The sequence below is a fragment of the Curtobacterium sp. BRD11 genome (assembly GCF_031844345.1).
In the GTDB taxonomy this organism is placed as follows: Bacteria; Actinomycetota; Actinomycetes; order Actinomycetales; family Microbacteriaceae; genus Curtobacterium.
In genome coordinates this window covers 59,841-78,777 of record NZ_JAUZUZ010000004.1, presented here as the reverse complement: position 1 = coordinate 78,777, position 18,937 = coordinate 59,841, and the positions used below count along the sequence as shown (strand labels likewise).

The following is an 18,937-nucleotide window of genomic DNA, read 5'->3' as shown; positions in this document are numbered from 1 at the left end:
CTCGACCCAGGCGGGTCCGTGCGGGCGGGGGTCGTTCGGTTCGGGCTCCACCGGTCCGATCGTGCCAGCCGAGCCTGTGCTGTGGGTCGTGTCGGACCGCAGGACCAGGATGGTGCGCATGGGACGAGCGATCAGGACCGCTGCGGACGCATCGGCATCGCAGGAGGCGCACGCGGAACGGACCTGCGCGTCGTGCGGTCGGCGGATGCCGTCGTCCGCCTCCCCCGACGCGAAGTGGTGCTCGGCTGCGTGCCGGAAGCACGGCGTCGACGCCACCGACCGTGCCCTGGAGCAGCGGATCGACGAGCTGCTCGCCGCCCGCGCACGGACGTCGAGCATCTGCCCGTCCGAGGTCGCGCGGTCCCTCGAGCCCGACGACTGGCGCCCCCTGATGGAGCCCGCCCGACGGGCAGCACGTCGCATGGTCGCGCGGGGTGAGGTCGAGATCACCCAGCACGGCAGCGTGGTCGACCCGTCCACGGCGAAGGGTCCGATCCGGATCCGACGCCCCCGGTAGGGAACACCCGTCGTCGGCGCGCGTTGCACCCGACGATGACGACCACCACAGAACCGACCCCCGCCCGCCCCGAAGCCCTCGTCGTGGGTGCCAGCGGCATCACCGGCTCCGCCCTCGTCGACCACCTGCTCGGTCTCGGGTGGGACGTGACCGCACTCTCCCGCCGCCCGCTCGCGCGCGACGGTGTCCGGACCATCGCCGCCGACCTCCGCGACCCGGACTCGCTGACGGCGGCCCTCGCCGACGAGCGGCCCACGCACGTGTTCTTCACCGCGTGGCAGCGCCAGGACACCGAGGCCGAGAACATCCGCGTGAACGGCGGCATGGTCCGCGACCTGCTCGCCGCGCTGTCCCACGCGCCGCTCGCCCACGTCGCCCTGGTGACCGGGCTGAAGCACTACCTCGGCCCGTTCGAGGCGTACGCGGCGGGCGAGATGCCGGACACGCCCTTCCACGAGGAGGAGCCGCGGCTCGACACCCCGAACTTCTACTACGCGCAGGAGGACGAGCTCTTCGCCGCAGCCGAGCGCCAGGGATTCACGTGGTCGGTGCACCGCTCGCACACCGTCATCGGGTACGCCGTCGGCAACGCCATGAACATGGGCCTGACCATCGCCGTGCAGGCCACCCTCGCCAAGGAGCTCGGCCTGGACTTCGTGTTCCCGGGCAGCGAGGCGCAGTGGAACGGGCTGACCGACATGACCGACGCCGGCATCCTCGCCGAGCACATGGTCTGGGCAGCCACCAGCCCCGAGGGTGCGGACGAGCCGTTCAACGTCGTGAACGGTGACGTGTTCCGGTGGCGGTGGATGTGGCCGCGTCTCGCCGCACACCTCGGCGTCGACCCGGCTCGGGTCGTCGGCTACCAGGACCGTCCTCGGCCGCTCGAGGAACAGATGGCTCCGCACGAGGGCGCGTGGGCCGGCATCGCCGAGCGGTACGGACTGGCCGAGCCGGACGTCACACGGCTGGCCTCGTGGTGGCACACCGACGCCGACCTCGGCCGGGCGATGGAGGTCGTGACCGACATGGGCAAGAGCCGCGAGGCGGGCTTCACCGCCTTCCGCCGGACCGAGCGGGCCTTCACCGACCTGTTCGACCGCTACCGCGCCGAGCGCCTCGTCCCGTAGGCGTACCCCGGCCGACCCGGTCGGGGTACACGAACCTCCGACCGGGCCGCGAGTCGGCGCCGACGCCCTGGTTGTCTCGGTTCCACAGACGCCGGGAGCCCTCGGCGGTTCCCGGAGGAAGGAAGACACCATGTCGCTCGGAGACAAGGCCAAGGACGTCACCCAGAAGGTCGCCGGCAAGGTCGAGGAGGCCGTCGGCAAGAAGACCGACGACGCCGAGCTCACGCACCAGGGCCAGAAGGACCAGGTCATGGGCGAGGGTCGCCTCGACAAGGAGAAGGCCAAGGACGCGTTCGACGGCAAGTGAGCCTCGCGCTCTGACGCCCGTACCGCTCGAGCGGTGCGGGCGTTCGTCGTTCCGGGGCGAGGTGCCTAGAAGGCGTACCGGATGCGGCAGGACGGCAGGTGTTCCGCCACCAGCTCACGGAACCGCTCGACGAGCTGCCCCTTCATGCCCGACCGGTAGCGCACGTTGACCGCACCGTTCTGCGACACCTTCTGCTCCTGCAGGTCGGGACGCCAGAGCAGGTCCTCGGCCTTCGGGTGCCAGCCGAGGTTGACCTCGTGCAGGGGCTGGTTGTGCGTCAGGAAGATCACCTCGGCCGCGAGCTGCGCCTTGGCCGCGGGGGACAGCACGTCGTCGACCTGGCGCAGCAGCTCGGCCCAGTCCGACTCCCACGTCGGCGTCAGGATCACGGGCGAGAAGTTGAGGTGCACCTCGTACCCGGCGTCCACGAAGTCGTTGACCGCGGCGATCCGCGCGGCGATCGGGCTCGTGCGGATGTCGGTGACCTTCGCGGTCTCGTGCGGCATGAGCGAGAACCGGATGCGCGTGCGGCCCATCGGGTCCCAGTCGAGCAGCTCGCGGTTGACGTACTTCGTCGCGAAGGACGCCTTCGCGGTGGGCGTCATCCGGAAGAGGTCGCAGAGGTCGCGCACGTTGTCGCTGATCACCGCGTCGACCGAGCAGTCGCTGTTCTCGCCGATGTCGTAGACCCAGGCGTCCGGGTCGCACTGGTTCGGCTCGGTCTTCGGCCCCTGCTTCGCGATGTTGCGCGCCACGTGCTTCGTGATCTGCTCGATGTTCGCGAACACCGTCACCGGGTTCGAGTACCCCTTGCGCCGCGGCACGTAGCAGTAGGCGCACGCCATCGCGCACCCGTTCGCCGTCGACGGGGCGATGAAGTCGGCGGAGCGCCCGTTCGGCCGGGTGACGAGCGACTTCTTCACGCCGAGCACGAGCGCCTCGGTCTTGATCCGGACCCAGCGCTGCACGTTGCGCTCGTCGCCGTGGACCTCGGGGATGTTCCAGTGCGAGGCGACCGGCACGATCTCGGCGTCCGGCCAGCGCCCGAGGACCTCCTGCCCGCGCGGGAGCTCGAGGGCAGCATCCTCGGCGTAGATCCGCTTGACGTCGAGCATGGGTCGCACGCGTGGTTCCGTCATCGGCACCTGTCTACCGCCGACCACCGACGGTGCAGACTCGGGAGCATGACCGCCGAGCCCGACGACCACTTCTTCGTCGTCGACGGCCGCCGGTGGCGTCGCACCGACCCCGCGTTGCCCGAGGAGGTCGCCGCGGCACTCCGCTCGCACCTCGGCCGCGGGCGCAACGCCGTGCGGCAGGCGAAGCGCGCCGGCGACGAGGACGCCCTCGCCGCCGCCCGGCACCGGAACGGCCTGGCGAAGCACGGGCTCGGCGAGCGCGGCCCCGAGTGGTGGACCCGCCCCGAAGCCGACCGGATCGCCGACGCCGAGCGCGCCCTGGCCGACCTCGGCGCCCTCGACGCCCTCGACGCCCTCGACGAAGACGCACAGTGACGATCCTGATCCGGCCGCCTCGTCCGGACCGGGTCCTCACAGCCGTGGTGTTCGGCCCCGTCGTGGTCGGTACCGGGATCGTCCTGGCATCGATCGCGACCGACCCGGATGCCTCGGCCCGCGTCTTCTGCTTCGTGCTCGGTGCTGCCGTCGTCGCTCTCGGGACGGTCGTGTCGGTCCGGCTCCCCCGCGTCGCCGTCCGCCTGACCGAGGACCGACTCGAGTACGTCGGCTTCCTGCTGTCGTGGTCCGCGCCGCGGGCCGGGATCGACACCGTTCTCGACGACGGCTTCGTCGAGTGGCGGGACGAGCGCGGCGTCGTGCGTCGGCGGCAGATCTGGCTCCTGACCCAGGCGTGGCAGGACGACGGCACGAGGTTCGCTCCGCTCTGGCGCTGGCGACGCGAAGGGCTGCTCCGGGTGCGCCACTGAGCGGACGCCTGAGTCCGCCCGATCCTTCCCAGAACACTCGCGATGGGAAGCGAGAACGGGCGTACCTGGTCGATTCGTCCGACCAGGTACGCCCGTTCTCACCAGGTACGCCCGGGAGTGCCCGGCGCCCGGAGACGCGCCCGCGTCAGGCCTCGGTGTGTCCCAGGTCGGGCTCGAGCAGCATGCAGACCGTGCGGGACGCCGAGGCGTGCAGCTCGAACACGACGACCTCGTTCCGACCGGCACGGAGCACCGGCCCCGGCACGGCCAGCGTCTGCTGCGGCCCGCGCGACCAGTACCGCCCGAGGCAGAACCCGTTCACCCAGGCGACACCCTTGCGGAAGCCGTCGAGCGACAGGTAGCGGTCCTCGGTGGACCTCAGGTCGAACGACCCGGCGGCGAGCACGGGCCCGGCCAGCACGTCACCGTCGGTGGGTACCAGCGCCGCGAGCTGGTCGACGGCCGCCGGTGCGATCGGGTCGAGCGCGAGCGGTGACGCCGACCACCGGGCGAGCGGCACACCGTCGACGGCCACGCCGCCGATCAGGCCCTTCGGCTCGCCGATGCGGGGGCCGTAGTCGACGCGCCCCTGGTCCTCGACGAGGAGCTCGAGCGTGCCGGTGACCGGCGGGAGCGCGATCGCCCGGTCGTGGTGCTCGCGCTCGAGGACGCCGACGACGACCCCGTCCACCGAGACGACCGCACGGTCGCGGACCTCGGTGCCGACGGTCAGGACGCCGCCGTCCGGCAGGTCGACCTCGGTGCGGTACAGCACGAAGCCGCTCGCGGCGCCGAGGGCGTCGAAGGTCGGCGGCTCGTCGTGCGTCGACCAGTCGGTGAGCGTGGGCAGCAGGGAGCGGAGCGACGCGACGCGGTCCAGGCGGACCGCGAGGTCCGTGGCGGGGGTGACCCGCGCCTCCCGGCCGCTCGAACGATCATACGATTCAAGGCGGCCCGACCCACCCTCCCGCATCGACTCGGGCAGCGGCGGGACGGGTGCGTAGCGCTCGATGACCGCGCGGAACGCGTGGAACTTCGCCGTCGGGCGACCGGCCTCGTCGAGCGGGGCGTCGTAGTCGTAGGACGTCGCGATCGGCCGGTACACGCCCTTGTCGTTCGCGCCGTTGGTGAAGCCGAAGTTCGAGCCGCCGTGGAACATGTAGATGTTGACGGAGCCGCCGGCGGCGAGCAGGTCGTCGAGGTCCGACGCCGACGCGGACGCCGGGGTGGTGTGGTGGTGCTCGCCCCAGCTGTCGAACCAGCCGTCCCAGAACTCGGAGCACATGAGCGGGCCGGTCGGCTGCGCCTGGCGGAGGCGCGCGAGACGCTCCGTGGAGCGGGACCCGAACGAGCCGGTCTTGTGCAGCGAGGGCAACGAGCCGTCCTCGAGCATCGAGTCCATCGGCTGGTCGACGCTCGTGAACGGGACGGTCAGACCGATGGCCCGGTGCATCTCCTCGAGCGCCCTCAGGTAGGACGCGTCCGAGCCGTAGGCGCCGTACTCGTTCTCGACCTGCACGAGCACGATCGGGCCGCCCTGGTCGATCTGGCGCGGGACGAGCACCGGCGCGAGGTGCTCGAGGTACTCCTGCACGGCGGCGAGGAAGCCCGGCTCGTTCCGGCGGACGCCGACGGTGCCGTCGGCGAAGAGCCAGTAGGGCAGGCCGCCGTTCGACCACTCGGCGCAGATGTAGGGCCCGGGACGGACGATGGCGTGCATGCCCTCGGCGGCGACCAGGTCGAGGAACCGGCCCAGGTCGAGGCCGCCGGTCAGGTCGAACACACCGGGACGCGGCGCGTGGGCGTTCCAGGCGACGTAGGTCTCGATGGTGTTGAGGCCCATCAGCTTCGCCTTGCGGATCCGGTCCTGCCAGAGGTCCGGGTGCACGCGGAAGTAGTGGATCGCGCCGGACAGGACCCGGTGCGGCTCGCCGTCGAGCAGGAAGTCGGAGTCGCCGATGGCGAAGCGCATGGTGTGTCTCTCTCGTACGACGGGGCCGTGCGGACGTGGTGTCCGCACGGCCCCGGGGTGTGGGGAACGCGGGTGTTACTTGCTCTCGACCGTGAAGCCCTGGTCCTTGCCGTACTTCACGAGTGCCTTCTGCCAGGCCTCCAGACCGCCCTCGAGCGAGGTGCCGTTCTGGTATGACTGCCCCACGGTGTCGGCGTAGACGCTGTTCGCGTAGACCTGGTACGGCAGGTAGGTGAAGTCGTTCGCCGAGGACTTCGAGGCGTCGACGAGGACCTTGTTGATCTGCTGGCCACCGAAGTACTCGGGCTTCTCGTCCAGGAACGAGCTCGAGTTCAGGTCAGCGGTCGTCGACGGGAAGCCGCCGGACTGCATGAAGACCTTCGTGGACTCCTCCGACGAGTTCAGCCACTTCAGGAAGCCGGCGGCGAGGGCCGGGTTCTTCGACTGCTTCATGACGACCTGCGAGCTGCCGCCGTTGCTGGCGGTCTGGGCCTGGCCGCCGTCGTAGGTCGGCATCGGGGCGACGCGCCAGTCACCCTTCGCGTCCGGCACGCTGGCCATCAGGTTGCCGGGCATCCAGGCGCCGGTGACCATCGTGGCGATCTGGCCGTTGCCGAGCTGCTTGTACCAGTCGTCGGTCCAGCCGGTGGTCTTCGACAGCAGGCCCTGCTCGACGAGCTGGTCCCAGGTCTTCGCCCACTTCTGCGTGCCGGCGTCGTGCAGGTCGATGGTGATCTTGTCGCCGTCGGTCGTGAACGGGGTGCCACCGGCCTGGGCGATCATGCTCGTGGTGAAGCCGGCGTCGCCGGAGTCCGCCGCGATGTACTTCGACGAGTCCGCCTCGTGCAGCTTCTTGCCGGCGGCGATGTACTCGTCCCACGTCTTCGGCACCTCGATGCCGTACTCGTCGAAGACCTTCTTGTTGTAGAACAGCGCCATGGGGCCGGAGTCCTGGGGCAGGCCGTAGACCTTGCCGTCCATGGCGACGTTGCTCCAGGTGCCCTTCGAGAACTTGCTCTCGAGGTCGCCGAAGCCGTACGACGACAGGTCGACGAGCGAGTCGGACAGGGCGAACTGCGGCAGCGCGTAGTACTCGACCTGCGCGACGTCGGGAGCACCCGAGCCGGCCTTGATCGTGTTCTGCAGCTTCGTGTACTGGTCGGCTCCGGTGCCGGCGTTGACCAGCTTGACCTTGACCTTCGGGTACTGCTTCTCGAACGCGGCGACCTGGTCCTTGGCCGAGGGGGTCCAGGACCAGTAGGTCAGCGTGCCGCCGTCCTTGAGGGCCTTGTCGATGTCGTCCGCCGAGCCGCCGGCGGAGCTGCCGGAGGCGCAGGCGGTCATCGCGATGGCGGCGGTGACGCCGATGGCGAGGGCGCTGAGCCCGCGCCGGAGACGCTTGTTCATGGGTTGCCTTCCACTTCTTCGTGATCTGGGGCTGGGGTGGTGCTGCTGTGTCCCGGTCGGGAGGCGCGTGGCGGGCTGCCGGCGCGCCTCCCGTCCGGAGGGTCAGGCCTTGACGGAACCGGCCGCGAGGCCGGACTGCCAGAAGCGCTGGAGGAAGAGGAACGCGACCACGATCGGGATGATCGTGAGGAGCGATCCGGTGACGACGAGGTTGTAGATCGGCTGCGCGCCGGAGCCGGTGGCCTGGGCGTTCCACTGGTTGAGGCCGACCGTGAGCGGGTACCACTTCGGGTCGCTCAGCATGATGAGCGGCAGGAAGTAGTTGTTCCAGGTGGCGACGACCGCGAAGAGCAGGACGGTGACGACACCGGGCGTGAGGAGCTTCAGCGCGATGGTGAAGAAGATCCGGAACTCGCCGGCGCCGTCCATGCGGGCGGCCTCGATGAGCTCGGTCGGGATCGCGTCGATCGCGTAGGTCCAGATGAGGTACATCCCGAACGGGCTGATGAGCGACGGCAGGATGATCGCCCAGGGGGTGTTCGTCAGGCCGAACTGCGAGAAGAGCAGGAAGGTCGGGACGGCGAGGGCGGTGCCGGGGACGGCGATCGCCCCGAGGACGACGGCGAAGACCGCGCGACGGCCGGGGAACTGGAACTTCGCCATGCCGTAGCCGGCGACCGTGGCGAGCAGGGTGGCGCCACCGGCACCGACGACCACGTACAGCAGCGTGTTGCCGAGCCACTGCAGGAAGATGCCGTCGTTGTAGGTGAGGGTGTCGACGATGTTCTGCCAGAGGTTGAAGTCGCCGCCGAACCACAGGCCGAACGTCGACAGCAGGGACGCCTGGGTCTTGGTGCTGTTCACCAGCAGGTAGAACAGCGGTGCGAACGAGTAGACGACGAAGACGACCATCACGGCGGTCAGGAGACCGGAGCGCTTCACCTTGCGTCCGTCGACGGGCTTGCCGGCGCGGCGCGACCGGGAGGCGCGGGTCGCCCGGTCCCCCGGGTCGCGCTGGGTGGTGGTCGCCTCGGTGACCGTGGCCGGGCTGGTCGCGCCGGCGGCGGGCTGCTGCAGGGTGCTCATCGGTTCTCCTGGCGGGTTCCGCGGACCTGGACGACGTAGGCGATCACGGCGGTGATGACACCCATGACGATGGCGACGGTGGCGGAGTAGTTGAACTGCTGGCCGCTGAAGGACAGCGAGTAGGCGTACATGTTCGGGGTGAAGGCGCTGCCGATGACGTTCGGCGCGAGCGTCTTCAGCAGGTTCGGCTCGTTGAAGAGCTGGAAGCTGCCGATGATCGAGAAGATCGTCGCGATGACCATCGGGCCGCGCAGGGCGGGCAGCTTGATCGAGAAGACGGTGCGCAGCGGGCCGGCGCCGTCGAGCTCGGCAGCCTCGTAGAGCTCACCGGGCACGACGCGCAGGGCGGCGTAGAAGATCAGCATGTTGTAGCCGAGGAACTCCCACGTGACCACGTTGCCGATCGACGTGAGGACCCAGGTCGGGCTGAACGGCTGGAGCAGGTCGATGCCGAGCGCGCTGTTCGCGGCGCCCGTGAGGCCGAACTGGTTGCCGTAGATGAAGCCCCAGATGAGGGCGGCGACCACGCCGGGCACGGCGTACGGCAGGAACACGGCGATGCGGAAGAACCCGGTGCCCCAGAGCCGTGCGCTGTCGAGCGCGAGGGCCGCCACGAGCGCGAGGCCGAGCATGATCGGGACCTGCACGACCAGGAAGAGTGCCACGCGACCGAGGCCCTCCCAGAACTGGGCGTCCTGGAACAGCTGCACGTAGTTGGCGAACCACACGAACTGGTTGCCGCCGATGAGCTGGTCGCGGAACAGGCTGAGCCAGAGCGCATAGCCGATCGGCACGATGAGCATCGCCACGAGGACGACGACGAAGGGGCCGACGAACAGCCAGCCGGTGTACCGCCCCCGGACCTTCGGGCGGCGAGCGGTCGGCCGCGCCGGCGGTGCCGCCTCGGCCGGGCGCGCTGCGAGCGTGCTCATGTGACTCCCTTGTCTGCTGCGTTCGGGTTCCGGACCGGGCACCTGACGGCGCCCACGGGTCGTGCCCTGCCTGCGCTGGCACGGATCCGGAGGACGTCGATGTTGACGTCAACATCGAACGACGTCACCGTAGCATGGCAACGTCAACATGCACTAGCGTTCGGGGAAGTCGAACGGAGGGAACAGCGTTGTCGACCGATCTGACCGCACCGCGCCGTGCGCCGTCGCTGGCCGCCGTGGCCGACGCCGCCGGCGTCTCGATGCAGACCGTGTCGCGCGTCGCGCGTGGCTTCGACAACGTCAGCCCGGACACCCGGGACCGGGTCCAGCGCGCCATGGACGACCTCGGCTACCGGCCGAACCGTGCGGCGCGTGCGCTGCGGTCCGGGCGATTCCGGACCATCGGCGTGATCATGTTCACGCTCGCGTCGTTCGGCAACATGCGCACGCTCGAGGCCATCTCGGCCGCTGCGGCCGCCGCGGACTTCACCATCACCCTGCTGCCCATGGCGTCGCGCACCGGCGAGGGCGTCCGCACCGCGCTCTCCCGGCTGCACGAGCAGGCGGTCGACGGCGTCGTGATCGTCATCGAGTCGCACATCATCGACACCGCCGAGGTCGTGCTGCCGAGCGGTGTCCCGCTCGTGGTCGTCGACTCCGCGGGCACGACCGACCGGCCCTCCATCGACATCGACCAGGCCGAGGGCGCACGGCTCGCCACGCAGCACCTGCTCGACCTCGGGCACGAGACCGTCTGGCACGTCGCCGGACCCGCCGCCTCGTACTCCGCCGAACGCCGCCTCGTCGCGTGGCGCGAGACGCTCGAGCACGCGGGCCGCAGCGTCCCCCGGGTCCTCCCCGCAGGGTGGTCGACGGCCGACGGGCACCGCGCCGGGCAGGAGATCGCGGCGCGGCCCGAGATCACCGCCGTCTTCGCGGTGAACGACCAGACCGCGCTCGGGGTCCTCCGGGCGGCGCACGAGGCCGGTCGATCGGTGCCGGAGAGCCTCAGCGTGGTCGGCTTCGACGACTTCCCCGAGTCGGAGTCGTTCTGGCCGCCGTTGACCACCGTGCACCAGTCCTTCGACGAGGTCGGGCGGCGGGCGGTCGCGACGCTGCTGGCGCAGATCGAGGGCACCCCCGTCCGCACGTCGACCGACCTCGTGCCGGTGCGCCTGGTCGAACGAGCGAGCACGGCACCGCCGCCGCGGGCCTAGGCGCCCGCGTCGGGTCAGGCGCTCGCCCGCGCACTCCCACGGGTCGGGAGCACACTGGGCAGCATGACCACCTTCAGCTCCGTCACCGTGCTCGGCGCCGGCGTCCTCGGCACCCAGATCGCCCTCCAGACCGCCCGACACGGCATCCCCGTCGTCGTGTACGACATCAGCGAGGACGCGGTCGCCGCCGGTCGTGAGCGACTCGCGGGCATCGTCGAGCAGTACCTCGGCGACGTCGGGCAGGACGCCCGACCGGACGCCGACGCCGCCGTCGCGCGGATCACCTTCGACACCGACCTCGCCCGGGCCGTCGGTGGGGCCGAGCTCGTCGTCGAGGCGGTCCCCGAGCGACTCGAGACCAAGCGCGACGTCTACGGCCGGCTCGCCGAGGTGGCACCGGCGGAGACCGTCTTCGCGACGAACTCGTCGACCCTGCTGCCGAGCGCGATCGCGGACGCGACCGGCCGCCCTGACCGCTTCCTCGCGCTGCACTTCGCCAACCACGTCTGGCGGCAGAACACCGCCGAGGTGATGGGGACCGAGCAGACCGACCCCGAGGTGTTCGAGCGCGTCGCGACGTTCGCCGAGGAGATCGGCATGGTCCCGATCCGCCTGCACAAGGAGCAGCCGGGCTACGTGCTCAACTCCCTGCTCGTGCCGCTCCTCGACGCCGCCGCGGGCCTGGTGCTCCGCGGGGTGGCCGACCCCGCCACGATCGACACCACGTGGCAGATCGGGACCGGCAGCCCGGTCGGGCCGTTCCGCATGTACGACGTCATCGGGCTCCGCACCGCGCACGCGGTCGCGAGCGCGTCCCCCGAGCCCGGCGCGCAGGCCTGGGCCGCGTACCTGCAGTCGGAGTACCTCGACCAGGGCAAGTACGGCGTCGAGTCGGGTGAGGGGTTCTACCGCTACCGCTGACGCGAGCAGGCCTGACGCGAGCAGGCCTGCCGTTGCGCACGCCGGACGTGAGCACCCCTAGGATCTCGGGATGGAACTCGTCGCCCCCTCCCCCGAGTACTACCCGTCCTTCCGCCGCGCCCTCCAGGAGTGGGACGGTGCCCACCAGGACGGCGCCGGGATCCGGGACGCCGCGGCGCTGCAGGACCGAGCGGGCTTCGAGCGCTGGGTCGACCAGCTCCTGGCCGAGGAGACGACCCCGGCCAGCCCCGACCACGTGACGTGCACCTACCGCTGGATCGTCGAGGGCGACGAGTACCTCGGCAGCATCGCGCTGCGGCACGAGCTCAACGACTTCCTCCGGTCGTACGGCGGGCACGTCGGGTACGGCGTCCGGCCCTCCGCCCGGGGCCGGGGCCTGGCGTCCGCGGCGCTCGCCGAGGTCGTCCGCGCGGCTGCCGAGCGCGGGCTGCCCGAGGTCATGCTGACGTGCGACGCGACGAACCCCGCGTCCCGCCGGGTCATCGAGCACGCCGGCGGCCGGTACGAGCGCAGCGTGGTCGACCCGGACGGGCACACCCTGCTCCACCACTGGATCCGCACCGGTGCGCACGCGCACCCCGACGTCACCGAGGTGGACATCGTCGGCGGCCCCGAACCGCTGACCGTCGGGCTCCGGGACCACGATCCCGCCTGGTCCGCCCGCTACGAGGAGCACCGTGCACGGATCGCCCACGCCCTGGACGGCCAGCACGTCACGATCGAGCACATCGGCTCGACGTCCGTGCCGGGACTCGCCGCGAAGCCGATCGTCGACGTCGCGGTCGCCGTGCCGGACGTCACCGACGAGGCCGCGTACCTCACCCCACTGCTCGGCGCCGGCTACGAGCTCCGGGTACGCGAGCCCGGGCACCGCCTCGTCCGCACGCCCGAGCGCGACGCGCACGTGCACGTGTACGAGCACGGCGCTGCCGAGCTCGACGACTACCTGCTGCTCCGCGACCAGCTCCGCCGCGACGACACCGACCGGCAGCGGTACGAGGACACCAAGCGTGCGCTGATGGAGCAGTCGTGGGACGACACGAACGCCTACGCCGACGCGAAGACCGCCGTGATCACGGACATCCGGTCCCGAGCGCGCGCCGCGGTCGTGCGCATCCGTCCGGTGCGGTCGACGGACGCCGCTGCGTGGCAGGCCCTGTACGCCGGCTACCGCGCGTTCTACCGACTGCCGGAGGACACCGAGGCCGTCCGGACCACCTGGCAGTGGGTGTCGACGGGTGCACACGGGCTGACCGGCCTGGTCGCCGAGGACGCCGACGGCCACCTGCTCGGGCTCGCCGACCTCCGACGGTTCGCCCGCCCGTCGTCGGCGACGACCGGCCTGTACCTCGACGACCTGTTCACGGCTCCCGACGCCAGGGGGCGCGGCGTCGCGACGGCACTGCTGCACGAGGCGGCGGCCACCGCCGCTGCCGAGGGCGCGAGCGTCGTCCGCTGGATCACCGCCGAGGACAACGCGACCGCGCGGGCGGTCTACGACCGCGTCGCCGCGGCGACCCCGTGGGTCACCTACGACATGCGGCCGTCCGCGGACTGACCGAGCGGCGGACGGGAGGCTCGCGGCCGGACCGCACCGCGCCTCCCGTCCGGCACGTCCCGGGTCGGGAGGTCCGTGGCGGTACCGCACCGCGCCTCCCGTCCGGCCCGCGCCGGCAGGCTCCGGCCCGCTCCGGCCCGCTCCGGCATGCTCCGGCACGAGCGAAGGGCACCGGTCCGCTCGCGCGGGCCGGTGCCCTCCGTGCTCACTCGACGCTCACCGGAGCGCTCGCCGAGGCGTTCGTGCGCCGACCGTGGTCGGCGGTCGGGTCAGCCGATCGACAGCGCGGTCCAGGAGACCGGGGGCAGCTCGATCGTGATCGTGTCGCCGTCGCGACGGACGGTCTCGTTCGTGCGGAGTCCGACGCGCTCGCGGCCCTCGAGGTCGTTGACGGCGTGCACGTCGTCGTCCCAGATGCCCTCCGCGCGGACGTCACCGTCGGCGCCGATGCCGGCCAGGTCGATCGTGACGGTCGTCGACTCGGTCTGGTGACGGTTCACCAGGAAGACCGCTGCCCTGCCGTCCTCGACCGTCGCGGCGGAGTCGACCACGGGGACCTCGCCGTACTTGCCGCCGTCGACCGTGTCACCCGAGGCCTTGACCTGCAGCGACGTGCCGTTCGCGAGCTTCGAGGTGAGCGAGAACGGGAAGAACGTCGTCTGGCGCCAGGCCGGGCCGCCGGGCTCGGTCATGATCGGGCCGATGACGTTGACGAGCTGCGCGAGACTCGCCGACGCGACGCGGTCGGCGTGCCGGAGCAGCGAGATGAGGAGCCCACCGACGACGACGGCGTCCGCGACGGTGTAGACGTCCTCGAGCAGGCGCGGCGCGACCGGCCAGTCCTGCAGCTCGAAGGTCTTCTGCTGCTCGTTCCACTTGCTGATCGACCAGACGTTCCACTCGTCGAACGAGATGTCGATGCGCTTGTCCGACTTCTTGTGCGCCTTGACGTGGTCCGCCGCGGTGGTGACGGTGTCGATGAAGTGGTCCATGTTGACGCCCGAGGCGAGGAACGTCGACATGTCGCCGTCCTCCTCGTAGTAGGCGTGCGCCGAGATGTAGTCGACGTCGTCGTAGGTGTGCTCGAGGACCGTGCGCTCCCACTCGCCGAACGTCGGCATCGAGGCGCCGGACGAACCGCAGGCGACCAGCTCGAGGTCGGGCTGGATCTGTCGCATGGCCTTCGCGGTCATGGCGGCGAGCTTGCCGTAGTCCTCGGCGTTCTTGTGGCCGAGCTGCCACGGGCCGTCCATCTCGTTGCCGAGGCACCACATCGTGATGGCGAAGGGCTCCTGGCGGCCGTTCGAGCGGCGGTACTCGCTGAGCGCGGTGCCGGCGTCGATGTTCGCGTACTCGAGGAGCTCGATGGCCTCCTGCGTGCCGCGGGTGCCGAGGTTCACGGCGAGCATGAGCTCGGAGTCGACCGCGTCGAGCCAGTGCTGGAACTCGTGCAGGCCGACCTCGTTGGTCTCGGTCGAGTGCCAGGCGAGGTCGAGGCGACGGGGGCGCTGCTCGACGGGCCCGACGCCGTCCTCCCACTTGTAGCCGGAGACGAAGTTGCCACCGGGGTAGCGGATCGCGGAGACGTTCAGCTCCTTGACGAGGTCGATGACGTCCTTGCGGAAGCCGTGCTCGTCGGCGGTCTCGTGTGCCGGCTCGTGGATGCCGTCGTAGACGTGGCGCCCGAGGTGCTCGACGAACCCACCGAACAGGCGACGGCGCACCGGCCCCACGGTGAACGCGGCGTCGAGGACGAGGTGTGTGCGAGGCATGGATCTCCTTTGATCAGCGTGGGGGCTCGTGGTGCGACGTGATCGGCCCGGAACGAAAGTGAGCGCTCACGTCCCCATGAACGCTAGCGGGTTCCGGGCGGATGGGGAAGCGGGGACGCGCCCCGGTCGTGACCTTCACGAAAGGGGTGGCGCACCCCCGGACCTGCCGCTACTGTGAGCGCTCACGGAGCAACGACCGCTCCGCTCGGCCCGTCCCGATGGAGTGATGCCATGCCGATCCGACCAGCCGTACCCACCCCGCAGTCCCGCGGCGGTGCCTTCACCCGCAGGACCCTGCTCGCCGGTGCAGCCGCCGGCGCCGCGGTCCTCCCCCTCGCCGCGTGCTCGAGCCCGCTCGCCGCCGGCGTCGCCGGTGCCCCGCTGAACCCCGAGACCCTCGTCTTCTGGAACCTCTTCGGCGGTGGCGACGGTGTCCGTATGCAGACGATGGAGGCCGGCTACGCGAAGCAGCACGGCGGGCCGTCCTCGCTGCAGGCGACGACGTTCGCCTGGGGCAACCCGTACTACTCGAAGGTCACACTGGCCACCGTCGGGAACAAGCCGCCGGACGTCGCGATCGCCCACCTGACCCGTGCGAAGCCGCTCTGGGACGGCGGGCTGCTCGACCCGATCACCGAGGACGACCTGGCGAGCGTCGGCCTGAGCGCCAGCGACTTCAACCAGAAGGCCTGGACCGCGCAGAAGACCGACGGCAAGAACATCTGCGTGCCGCTCGACACGCACCCCTTCGTGCTCTTCTACAACGTTGACGTGTGCCAGAAGGCCGGGCTCATCGACTCCGACGGCAACCTGAAGGACCTCAACGGGCTCGAGAACTTCGAGGCCGCGCTGGCCGCCGTCGCGAAGGTCACCGGCGGCACCGCGCTCAACGTCGCGAACGTCAGCGAGGTCGCGACCCCGTGGCGCTTCTTCTGGTCGATGTACAACCAGATCGACGGCGCGACGCCGTTCATCAGCGACGGGGGCGCGAAGCTCACCGTCAACGAGGACGCGTACACGAAGGTCACCGACATGACCCAGAAGTGGGTGAAGGAGGGCTGGCTGAACAAGGGGCTCGACTACGCCACCGCCCAGACGCTGATGTTCACCGGCAAGGCGGGCTTCTTCATGCAGGGCGAGTGGGAGATCAGCACCGCGCAGTCCATCAAGGGGCTGAAGTTCGGCATGGTCCCCGTCCCGCAGCTGTTCGACAAGCCGGCGACGCAGGCCGACTCGCACACGTTCATCCTGCCGCGGAAGGACCGGACGCCCGAGCAGCGCAAGGCGCACATGCTCTTCATCAAGCAGATGCTCGAGCAGAGCCTGACCTGGGCCGAGGGCGGGCACGTCCCCGCGTACATGCCCACGTTCGACAGCACCGCGTTCAAGGACCTCAAGCCGCAGTCCAACTACGCCTCGGCAGCCGAGTCCGCCGTCTTCGACGACCCCGCCTGGTACGGCGGATCGGGCTCGACCTTCGAGAACACCGTCGGCGCCCAGCTCGCACTGGTGCAGCAGGGCAGCAGCTCGCCCGCCCAGGCGCTCGCGGCCATCAAGGACCAGCTCGCCACCTACCTCAACACCCCGAGCCCGCTGTGACCGGGCACGCCTCCCCGACGACCGACGTGAACACCGCGCGAAAGGCACGATGACGTGACCGCTGCACCAGTTCTCACCCGACCCACGGACGCTGCCGCGGTCACCCGTGGCACGCGCCCCCGCGTGAACTCCACCAACCGGGGACAGGGCCGCACCGGCTGGCTCTTCCTCGCGCCCTTCGGCCTGTTCTACCTGGCCTTCCTGCTCGGTCCGACGGTCTGGATGATCGTCACGAGCTTCTTCAACACCTCGACCGTCCGCACCGGGCTCGGCAGCTTCGCGGGCTTCGCGAACTACGCCGAGATGCTCGGTCGCGCCGACTTCTGGTCGTCGCTCTGGCACACCCTGCAGTTCACGCTCTACACGACGCCGCCGCTGGTGATCCTGGCCTTCGTCTTCGCCGTGCTGACGAACCGGATGAACCGCGGGCAGTGGTTCTTCCGCCTGGCGTTCTTCCTGCCGTTCATCCTGCCGTCGGCGACGATCTCGCTCATCTGGGTGTTCATCTTCACCCCGGCGACGGGCCTCTTCGCCTCGATCCAGCAGGCGATCGGCCTGACCCCGGGTGCGGGTGTGCTCGCGAGCCCGAACACGGCCATGATCGGCGTCGCGATCGCCACCGTGTGGTGGACCCTCGGCTTCAACTTCGTGCTGTACCTGGCCGGCCTGCAGGAGATCCCCCGCGAGCTGTACGAGGCCGCCGCGGTCGACGGTGCGTCCAGCTGGCAGCAGATCAAGTCGATCACGCTGCCGCTGCTCGGCCGCACGACGACGCTGGTCATCCTGCTGCAGATCATCGCGAGCCTGAAGATCTTCGACCAGGTGTACCTGATGACGAACGGCGGCCCGGGCATCTCGACCCAGGTCTCGCTGCAGCTCATCACCGGCGTCGGCTTCACCGACAACCGTCTCGGCGCCGCGTCCGCCGCGTCGGTGCTCCTGTTCATCGTGATCGTCGCGATCGCGGTCATCCGGCAGCTCGTCGAGCGCGCTGCCGCCAAGCGAGAGATCGGGGCCTGACATGACCGCCACCGAGAGCATCACCACGTCGCGTCCGCGGAAGCTGCGCTCCGGCGTCTCGGCAGCCGCTCCCGCGAACGCGGCGAAGATCGGCGTCTCCGGCAAGGGCTTCAACACCGCCGCCGCGATCATCCTGACGGTGTTCGCGATCATCTGGCTCATCCCGAGCCTGTTCGCCCTGAAGACGTCACTGTCCGACAACGGGGTCGCGGCCCTGGGCGCGAACGCGATCCTGTCGAACTGGAACCCGACGCTGCACTCCTACGCGTCGCTGTTCCGGTCCGGCGACATCTGGAACTGGTACCTCGCCAGCGGCGTGACGAGCCTCGTCACCACGGCGCTGACGGTGCTGTTCGCCTCGATGGCGGCCTTCGCGCTGTCCCGTCTGGCGTTCCGCGGCCGGAACGTCGCGTTCCTGCTCATCATCCTGGGCATCATGATCCCGACGCAGGTCCTGATCATCCCGATCTTCCAGGAGCTCAACGCGGTCAACCTGCTCAACACGTACTGGTCGGTGATCTTCCCGCAGGTGCCGGCCGTGATCGCGGTCTTCATCTTCAAGCAGTTCTTCGACGGCATCCCGAAGGAGCTCGAGGAGGCGGCGCGCATCGACGGTGCGGGCATGTGGAAGATCTACTGGTCGGTGATCATGCCGCTGTCCCGTCCGGTGATCGCCGCGGTCGCGATCCTGACCTTCGTCGGGGTGTGGAACAACCTGCTCCTGCCGCTGTTCGTGCTGTCGAACCCGGACCTCATGACGATCCCGGTCGGGCTCGCCACGGTGCAGGGCAGCTTCGGGCAGCGCTACGCCGACATCCAGGCCGGCGCGATCCTGGCGGCGCTGCCGCTGATCATCCTCTACCTGGTCTTCCAGCGGCAGATCGTGGAGGGCGTGACGGGCTCGGGCCTCAAGGGCTAGACGCTCCGCGTCGACGGACGGGAGGCACGGTGCCAGCTGGCACCGTGCCTCCCGTCCGTCGTGCGCGTGGTCGGACCGGGCGTCCCTGGTGGACGCGGGCGTGCCTGGTCGAAGCGGGCGTCCCTGGTCGAAGCGGGCGTGCCTGGTGCTCCTGAACGACCAGGTACGCCCGAGATCGCATTGCATCGCGCCTGTCTTGGGAAGGAACGGGCGGCGCGAGAGGTGGTCAGAGCGGGTCGAGCCGCGTCCGCAGCAGGCAGAACTCGTTCCCCTCGGGGTCCTGCAGCACGTGCCAGGACTCCTCGCCGGTCTGTCCGACGTCGGCGGGTCGGGCACCGAGCGCGAGCAGCCGCTCGAGTTCGGCCTCCTGGTCGCGATCCACCGGCGAGAGGTCGAGGTGGAGCCGCAGGGTCTGGGTCGGCGCGTGCTCGACCCGGTTGAGGATGATCGTCGGGGTCGCGCCGCCGAAGCCCGATGCGGGCCCGATCTCGATGCCGTCGTCGTCCTTCCCGAGTTCGACGTAGTCCAGGACCGCGCACCAGAAGCGCGACAACGCCTCGGGGTCGCGGCAGTTCAGCACGAGTTCGCTCAGTCGACTGCTCATGCCCGCACGC

General features: G+C 70.4%; 18 protein-coding genes. 11 read left to right on the top strand and 7 right to left on the bottom strand.

Annotation, left to right across the window (positions count from 1 at the left end; all coding sequences use genetic code 11):
• Positions 1-118: 118 nt before the first annotated feature.
• The 3 genes from Q9R28_RS10405 (at position 119) to Q9R28_RS10395 (ending at position 1,954) form a co-directional block, all read left to right on the top strand.
• A complete protein-coding gene (locus Q9R28_RS10405) occupies positions 119-517 on the top strand; it encodes a DUF3253 domain-containing protein (RefSeq protein WP_066658549.1) in 399 nt (132 codons plus the stop codon).
• A gap of 35 nt (positions 518-552) precedes the next feature.
• Positions 553-1,647 carry an SDR family oxidoreductase gene (locus Q9R28_RS10400; protein ID WP_311206032.1) on the top strand — a complete coding sequence of 365 codons (1,095 nt, stop codon included), beginning with the start codon at positions 553-555 and terminating at the stop codon, positions 1,645-1,647.
• 130 nt (positions 1,648-1,777) lie between these two features.
• The gene (locus Q9R28_RS10395; RefSeq protein WP_126891475.1) at positions 1,778-1,954 is read left to right on the top strand and encodes a CsbD family protein; all 177 of its coding nucleotides are present in this window, start codon (positions 1,778-1,780) and stop codon (positions 1,952-1,954) included.
• A gap of 65 nt (positions 1,955-2,019) precedes the next feature.
• On the opposite strand, the gene Q9R28_RS10390 is transcribed toward Q9R28_RS10395, so the two are convergent.
• Positions 2,020-3,093, bottom strand: coding sequence for a spore photoproduct lyase family protein (locus Q9R28_RS10390; RefSeq protein ID WP_245172420.1), 1,074 nt, complete (start codon positions 3,091-3,093; stop codon positions 2,020-2,022).
• A gap of 45 nt (positions 3,094-3,138) precedes the next feature.
• Between Q9R28_RS10390 and Q9R28_RS10385 the strand changes: the two genes are divergently transcribed.
• Complete coding sequence (locus tag Q9R28_RS10385) at positions 3,139-3,468, top strand: biopolymer transporter Tol (protein WP_251154533.1); 330 nt, start codon at positions 3,139-3,141, stop codon at positions 3,466-3,468.
• A complete protein-coding gene (locus tag Q9R28_RS10380) occupies positions 3,465-3,899 on the top strand; it encodes a hypothetical protein (protein WP_209685692.1) in 435 nt (144 codons plus the stop codon). Before Q9R28_RS10385 ends, Q9R28_RS10380 begins: the two co-directional genes overlap by 4 nt.
• A 145-nt stretch (positions 3,900-4,044) precedes the next feature.
• Here Q9R28_RS10380 and Q9R28_RS10375 read toward each other — a convergent pair whose 3' ends face one another.
• The 4 genes from Q9R28_RS10375 to Q9R28_RS10360 all read right to left on the bottom strand — a co-directional run bounded on the left by Q9R28_RS10375 (position 4,045) and on the right by Q9R28_RS10360 (position 9,296).
• On the bottom strand, positions 4,045-5,871 hold the full coding sequence (locus Q9R28_RS10375; RefSeq protein ID WP_311206031.1) for a beta-galactosidase: 1,827 nt from the start codon (positions 5,869-5,871) through the stop codon (positions 4,045-4,047).
• Positions 5,872-5,946: 75 nt separating this feature from the next.
• Positions 5,947-7,278 carry a sugar ABC transporter substrate-binding protein gene (locus Q9R28_RS10370; RefSeq protein WP_209685688.1) on the bottom strand — a complete coding sequence of 444 codons (1,332 nt, stop codon included), beginning with the start codon at positions 7,276-7,278 and terminating at the stop codon, positions 5,947-5,949.
• A 102-nt stretch (positions 7,279-7,380) separates the two neighbouring features.
• The gene (locus Q9R28_RS10365; protein ID WP_066655680.1) at positions 7,381-8,364 is read right to left on the bottom strand and encodes a carbohydrate ABC transporter permease; all 984 of its coding nucleotides are present in this window, start codon (positions 8,362-8,364) and stop codon (positions 7,381-7,383) included.
• Positions 8,361-9,296, bottom strand: a complete 936-nt coding sequence (locus Q9R28_RS10360) for a carbohydrate ABC transporter permease (protein ID WP_066655681.1) — start codon at positions 9,294-9,296, stop codon at positions 8,361-8,363. Before Q9R28_RS10360 ends, Q9R28_RS10365 begins: the two co-directional genes overlap by 4 nt.
• A gap of 188 nt (positions 9,297-9,484) precedes the next feature.
• Here Q9R28_RS10360 and Q9R28_RS10355 point away from each other — a divergent pair, with 188 nt between their 5' ends.
• The 3 genes from Q9R28_RS10355 (at position 9,485) to Q9R28_RS10345 (ending at position 13,013) form a co-directional block, all read left to right on the top strand.
• A complete protein-coding gene (locus tag Q9R28_RS10355) occupies positions 9,485-10,513 on the top strand; it encodes a LacI family DNA-binding transcriptional regulator (RefSeq protein ID WP_311206030.1) in 1,029 nt (342 codons plus the stop codon).
• Positions 10,514-10,576: 63 nt separating this feature from the next.
• Positions 10,577-11,434 carry a 3-hydroxyacyl-CoA dehydrogenase gene (locus tag Q9R28_RS10350; RefSeq protein ID WP_311206029.1) on the top strand — a complete coding sequence of 286 codons (858 nt, stop codon included), beginning with the start codon at positions 10,577-10,579 and terminating at the stop codon, positions 11,432-11,434.
• A 70-nt stretch (positions 11,435-11,504) separates the two neighbouring features.
• Entirely contained in the window at positions 11,505-13,013 is a 1,509-nt protein-coding gene (locus tag Q9R28_RS10345) for a GNAT family N-acetyltransferase (protein WP_251154528.1), read from the top strand.
• Positions 13,014-13,282: 269 nt separating this feature from the next.
• Here Q9R28_RS10345 and Q9R28_RS10340 read toward each other — a convergent pair whose 3' ends face one another.
• Positions 13,283-14,785 (bottom strand): alpha-N-arabinofuranosidase, encoded by a 1,503-nt coding sequence (locus Q9R28_RS10340; protein ID WP_251154527.1) that lies wholly within the window; start codon positions 14,783-14,785, stop codon positions 13,283-13,285.
• 231 nt (positions 14,786-15,016) lie between these two features.
• Here Q9R28_RS10340 and Q9R28_RS10335 point away from each other — a divergent pair, with 231 nt between their 5' ends.
• The 3 genes from Q9R28_RS10335 to Q9R28_RS10325 all read left to right on the top strand — a co-directional run bounded on the left by Q9R28_RS10335 (position 15,017) and on the right by Q9R28_RS10325 (position 18,323).
• The gene (locus tag Q9R28_RS10335) at positions 15,017-16,384 is read left to right on the top strand and encodes an extracellular solute-binding protein (RefSeq protein ID WP_209685680.1); all 1,368 of its coding nucleotides are present in this window, start codon (positions 15,017-15,019) and stop codon (positions 16,382-16,384) included.
• 123 nt (positions 16,385-16,507) lie between these two features.
• A complete protein-coding gene (locus Q9R28_RS10330; RefSeq protein ID WP_066655692.1) occupies positions 16,508-17,404 on the top strand; it encodes a carbohydrate ABC transporter permease in 897 nt (298 codons plus the stop codon).
• 1 nt (position 17,405) lies between these two features.
• On the top strand, positions 17,406-18,323 hold the full coding sequence (locus tag Q9R28_RS10325; RefSeq protein ID WP_066655694.1) for a carbohydrate ABC transporter permease: 918 nt from the start codon (positions 17,406-17,408) through the stop codon (positions 18,321-18,323).
• Positions 18,324-18,549: 226 nt separating this feature from the next.
• Here Q9R28_RS10325 and Q9R28_RS10320 read toward each other — a convergent pair whose 3' ends face one another.
• On the bottom strand, positions 18,550-18,927 hold the full coding sequence (locus Q9R28_RS10320; RefSeq protein WP_066655697.1) for a VOC family protein: 378 nt from the start codon (positions 18,925-18,927) through the stop codon (positions 18,550-18,552).
• Positions 18,928-18,937 lie beyond the last annotated feature (10 nt).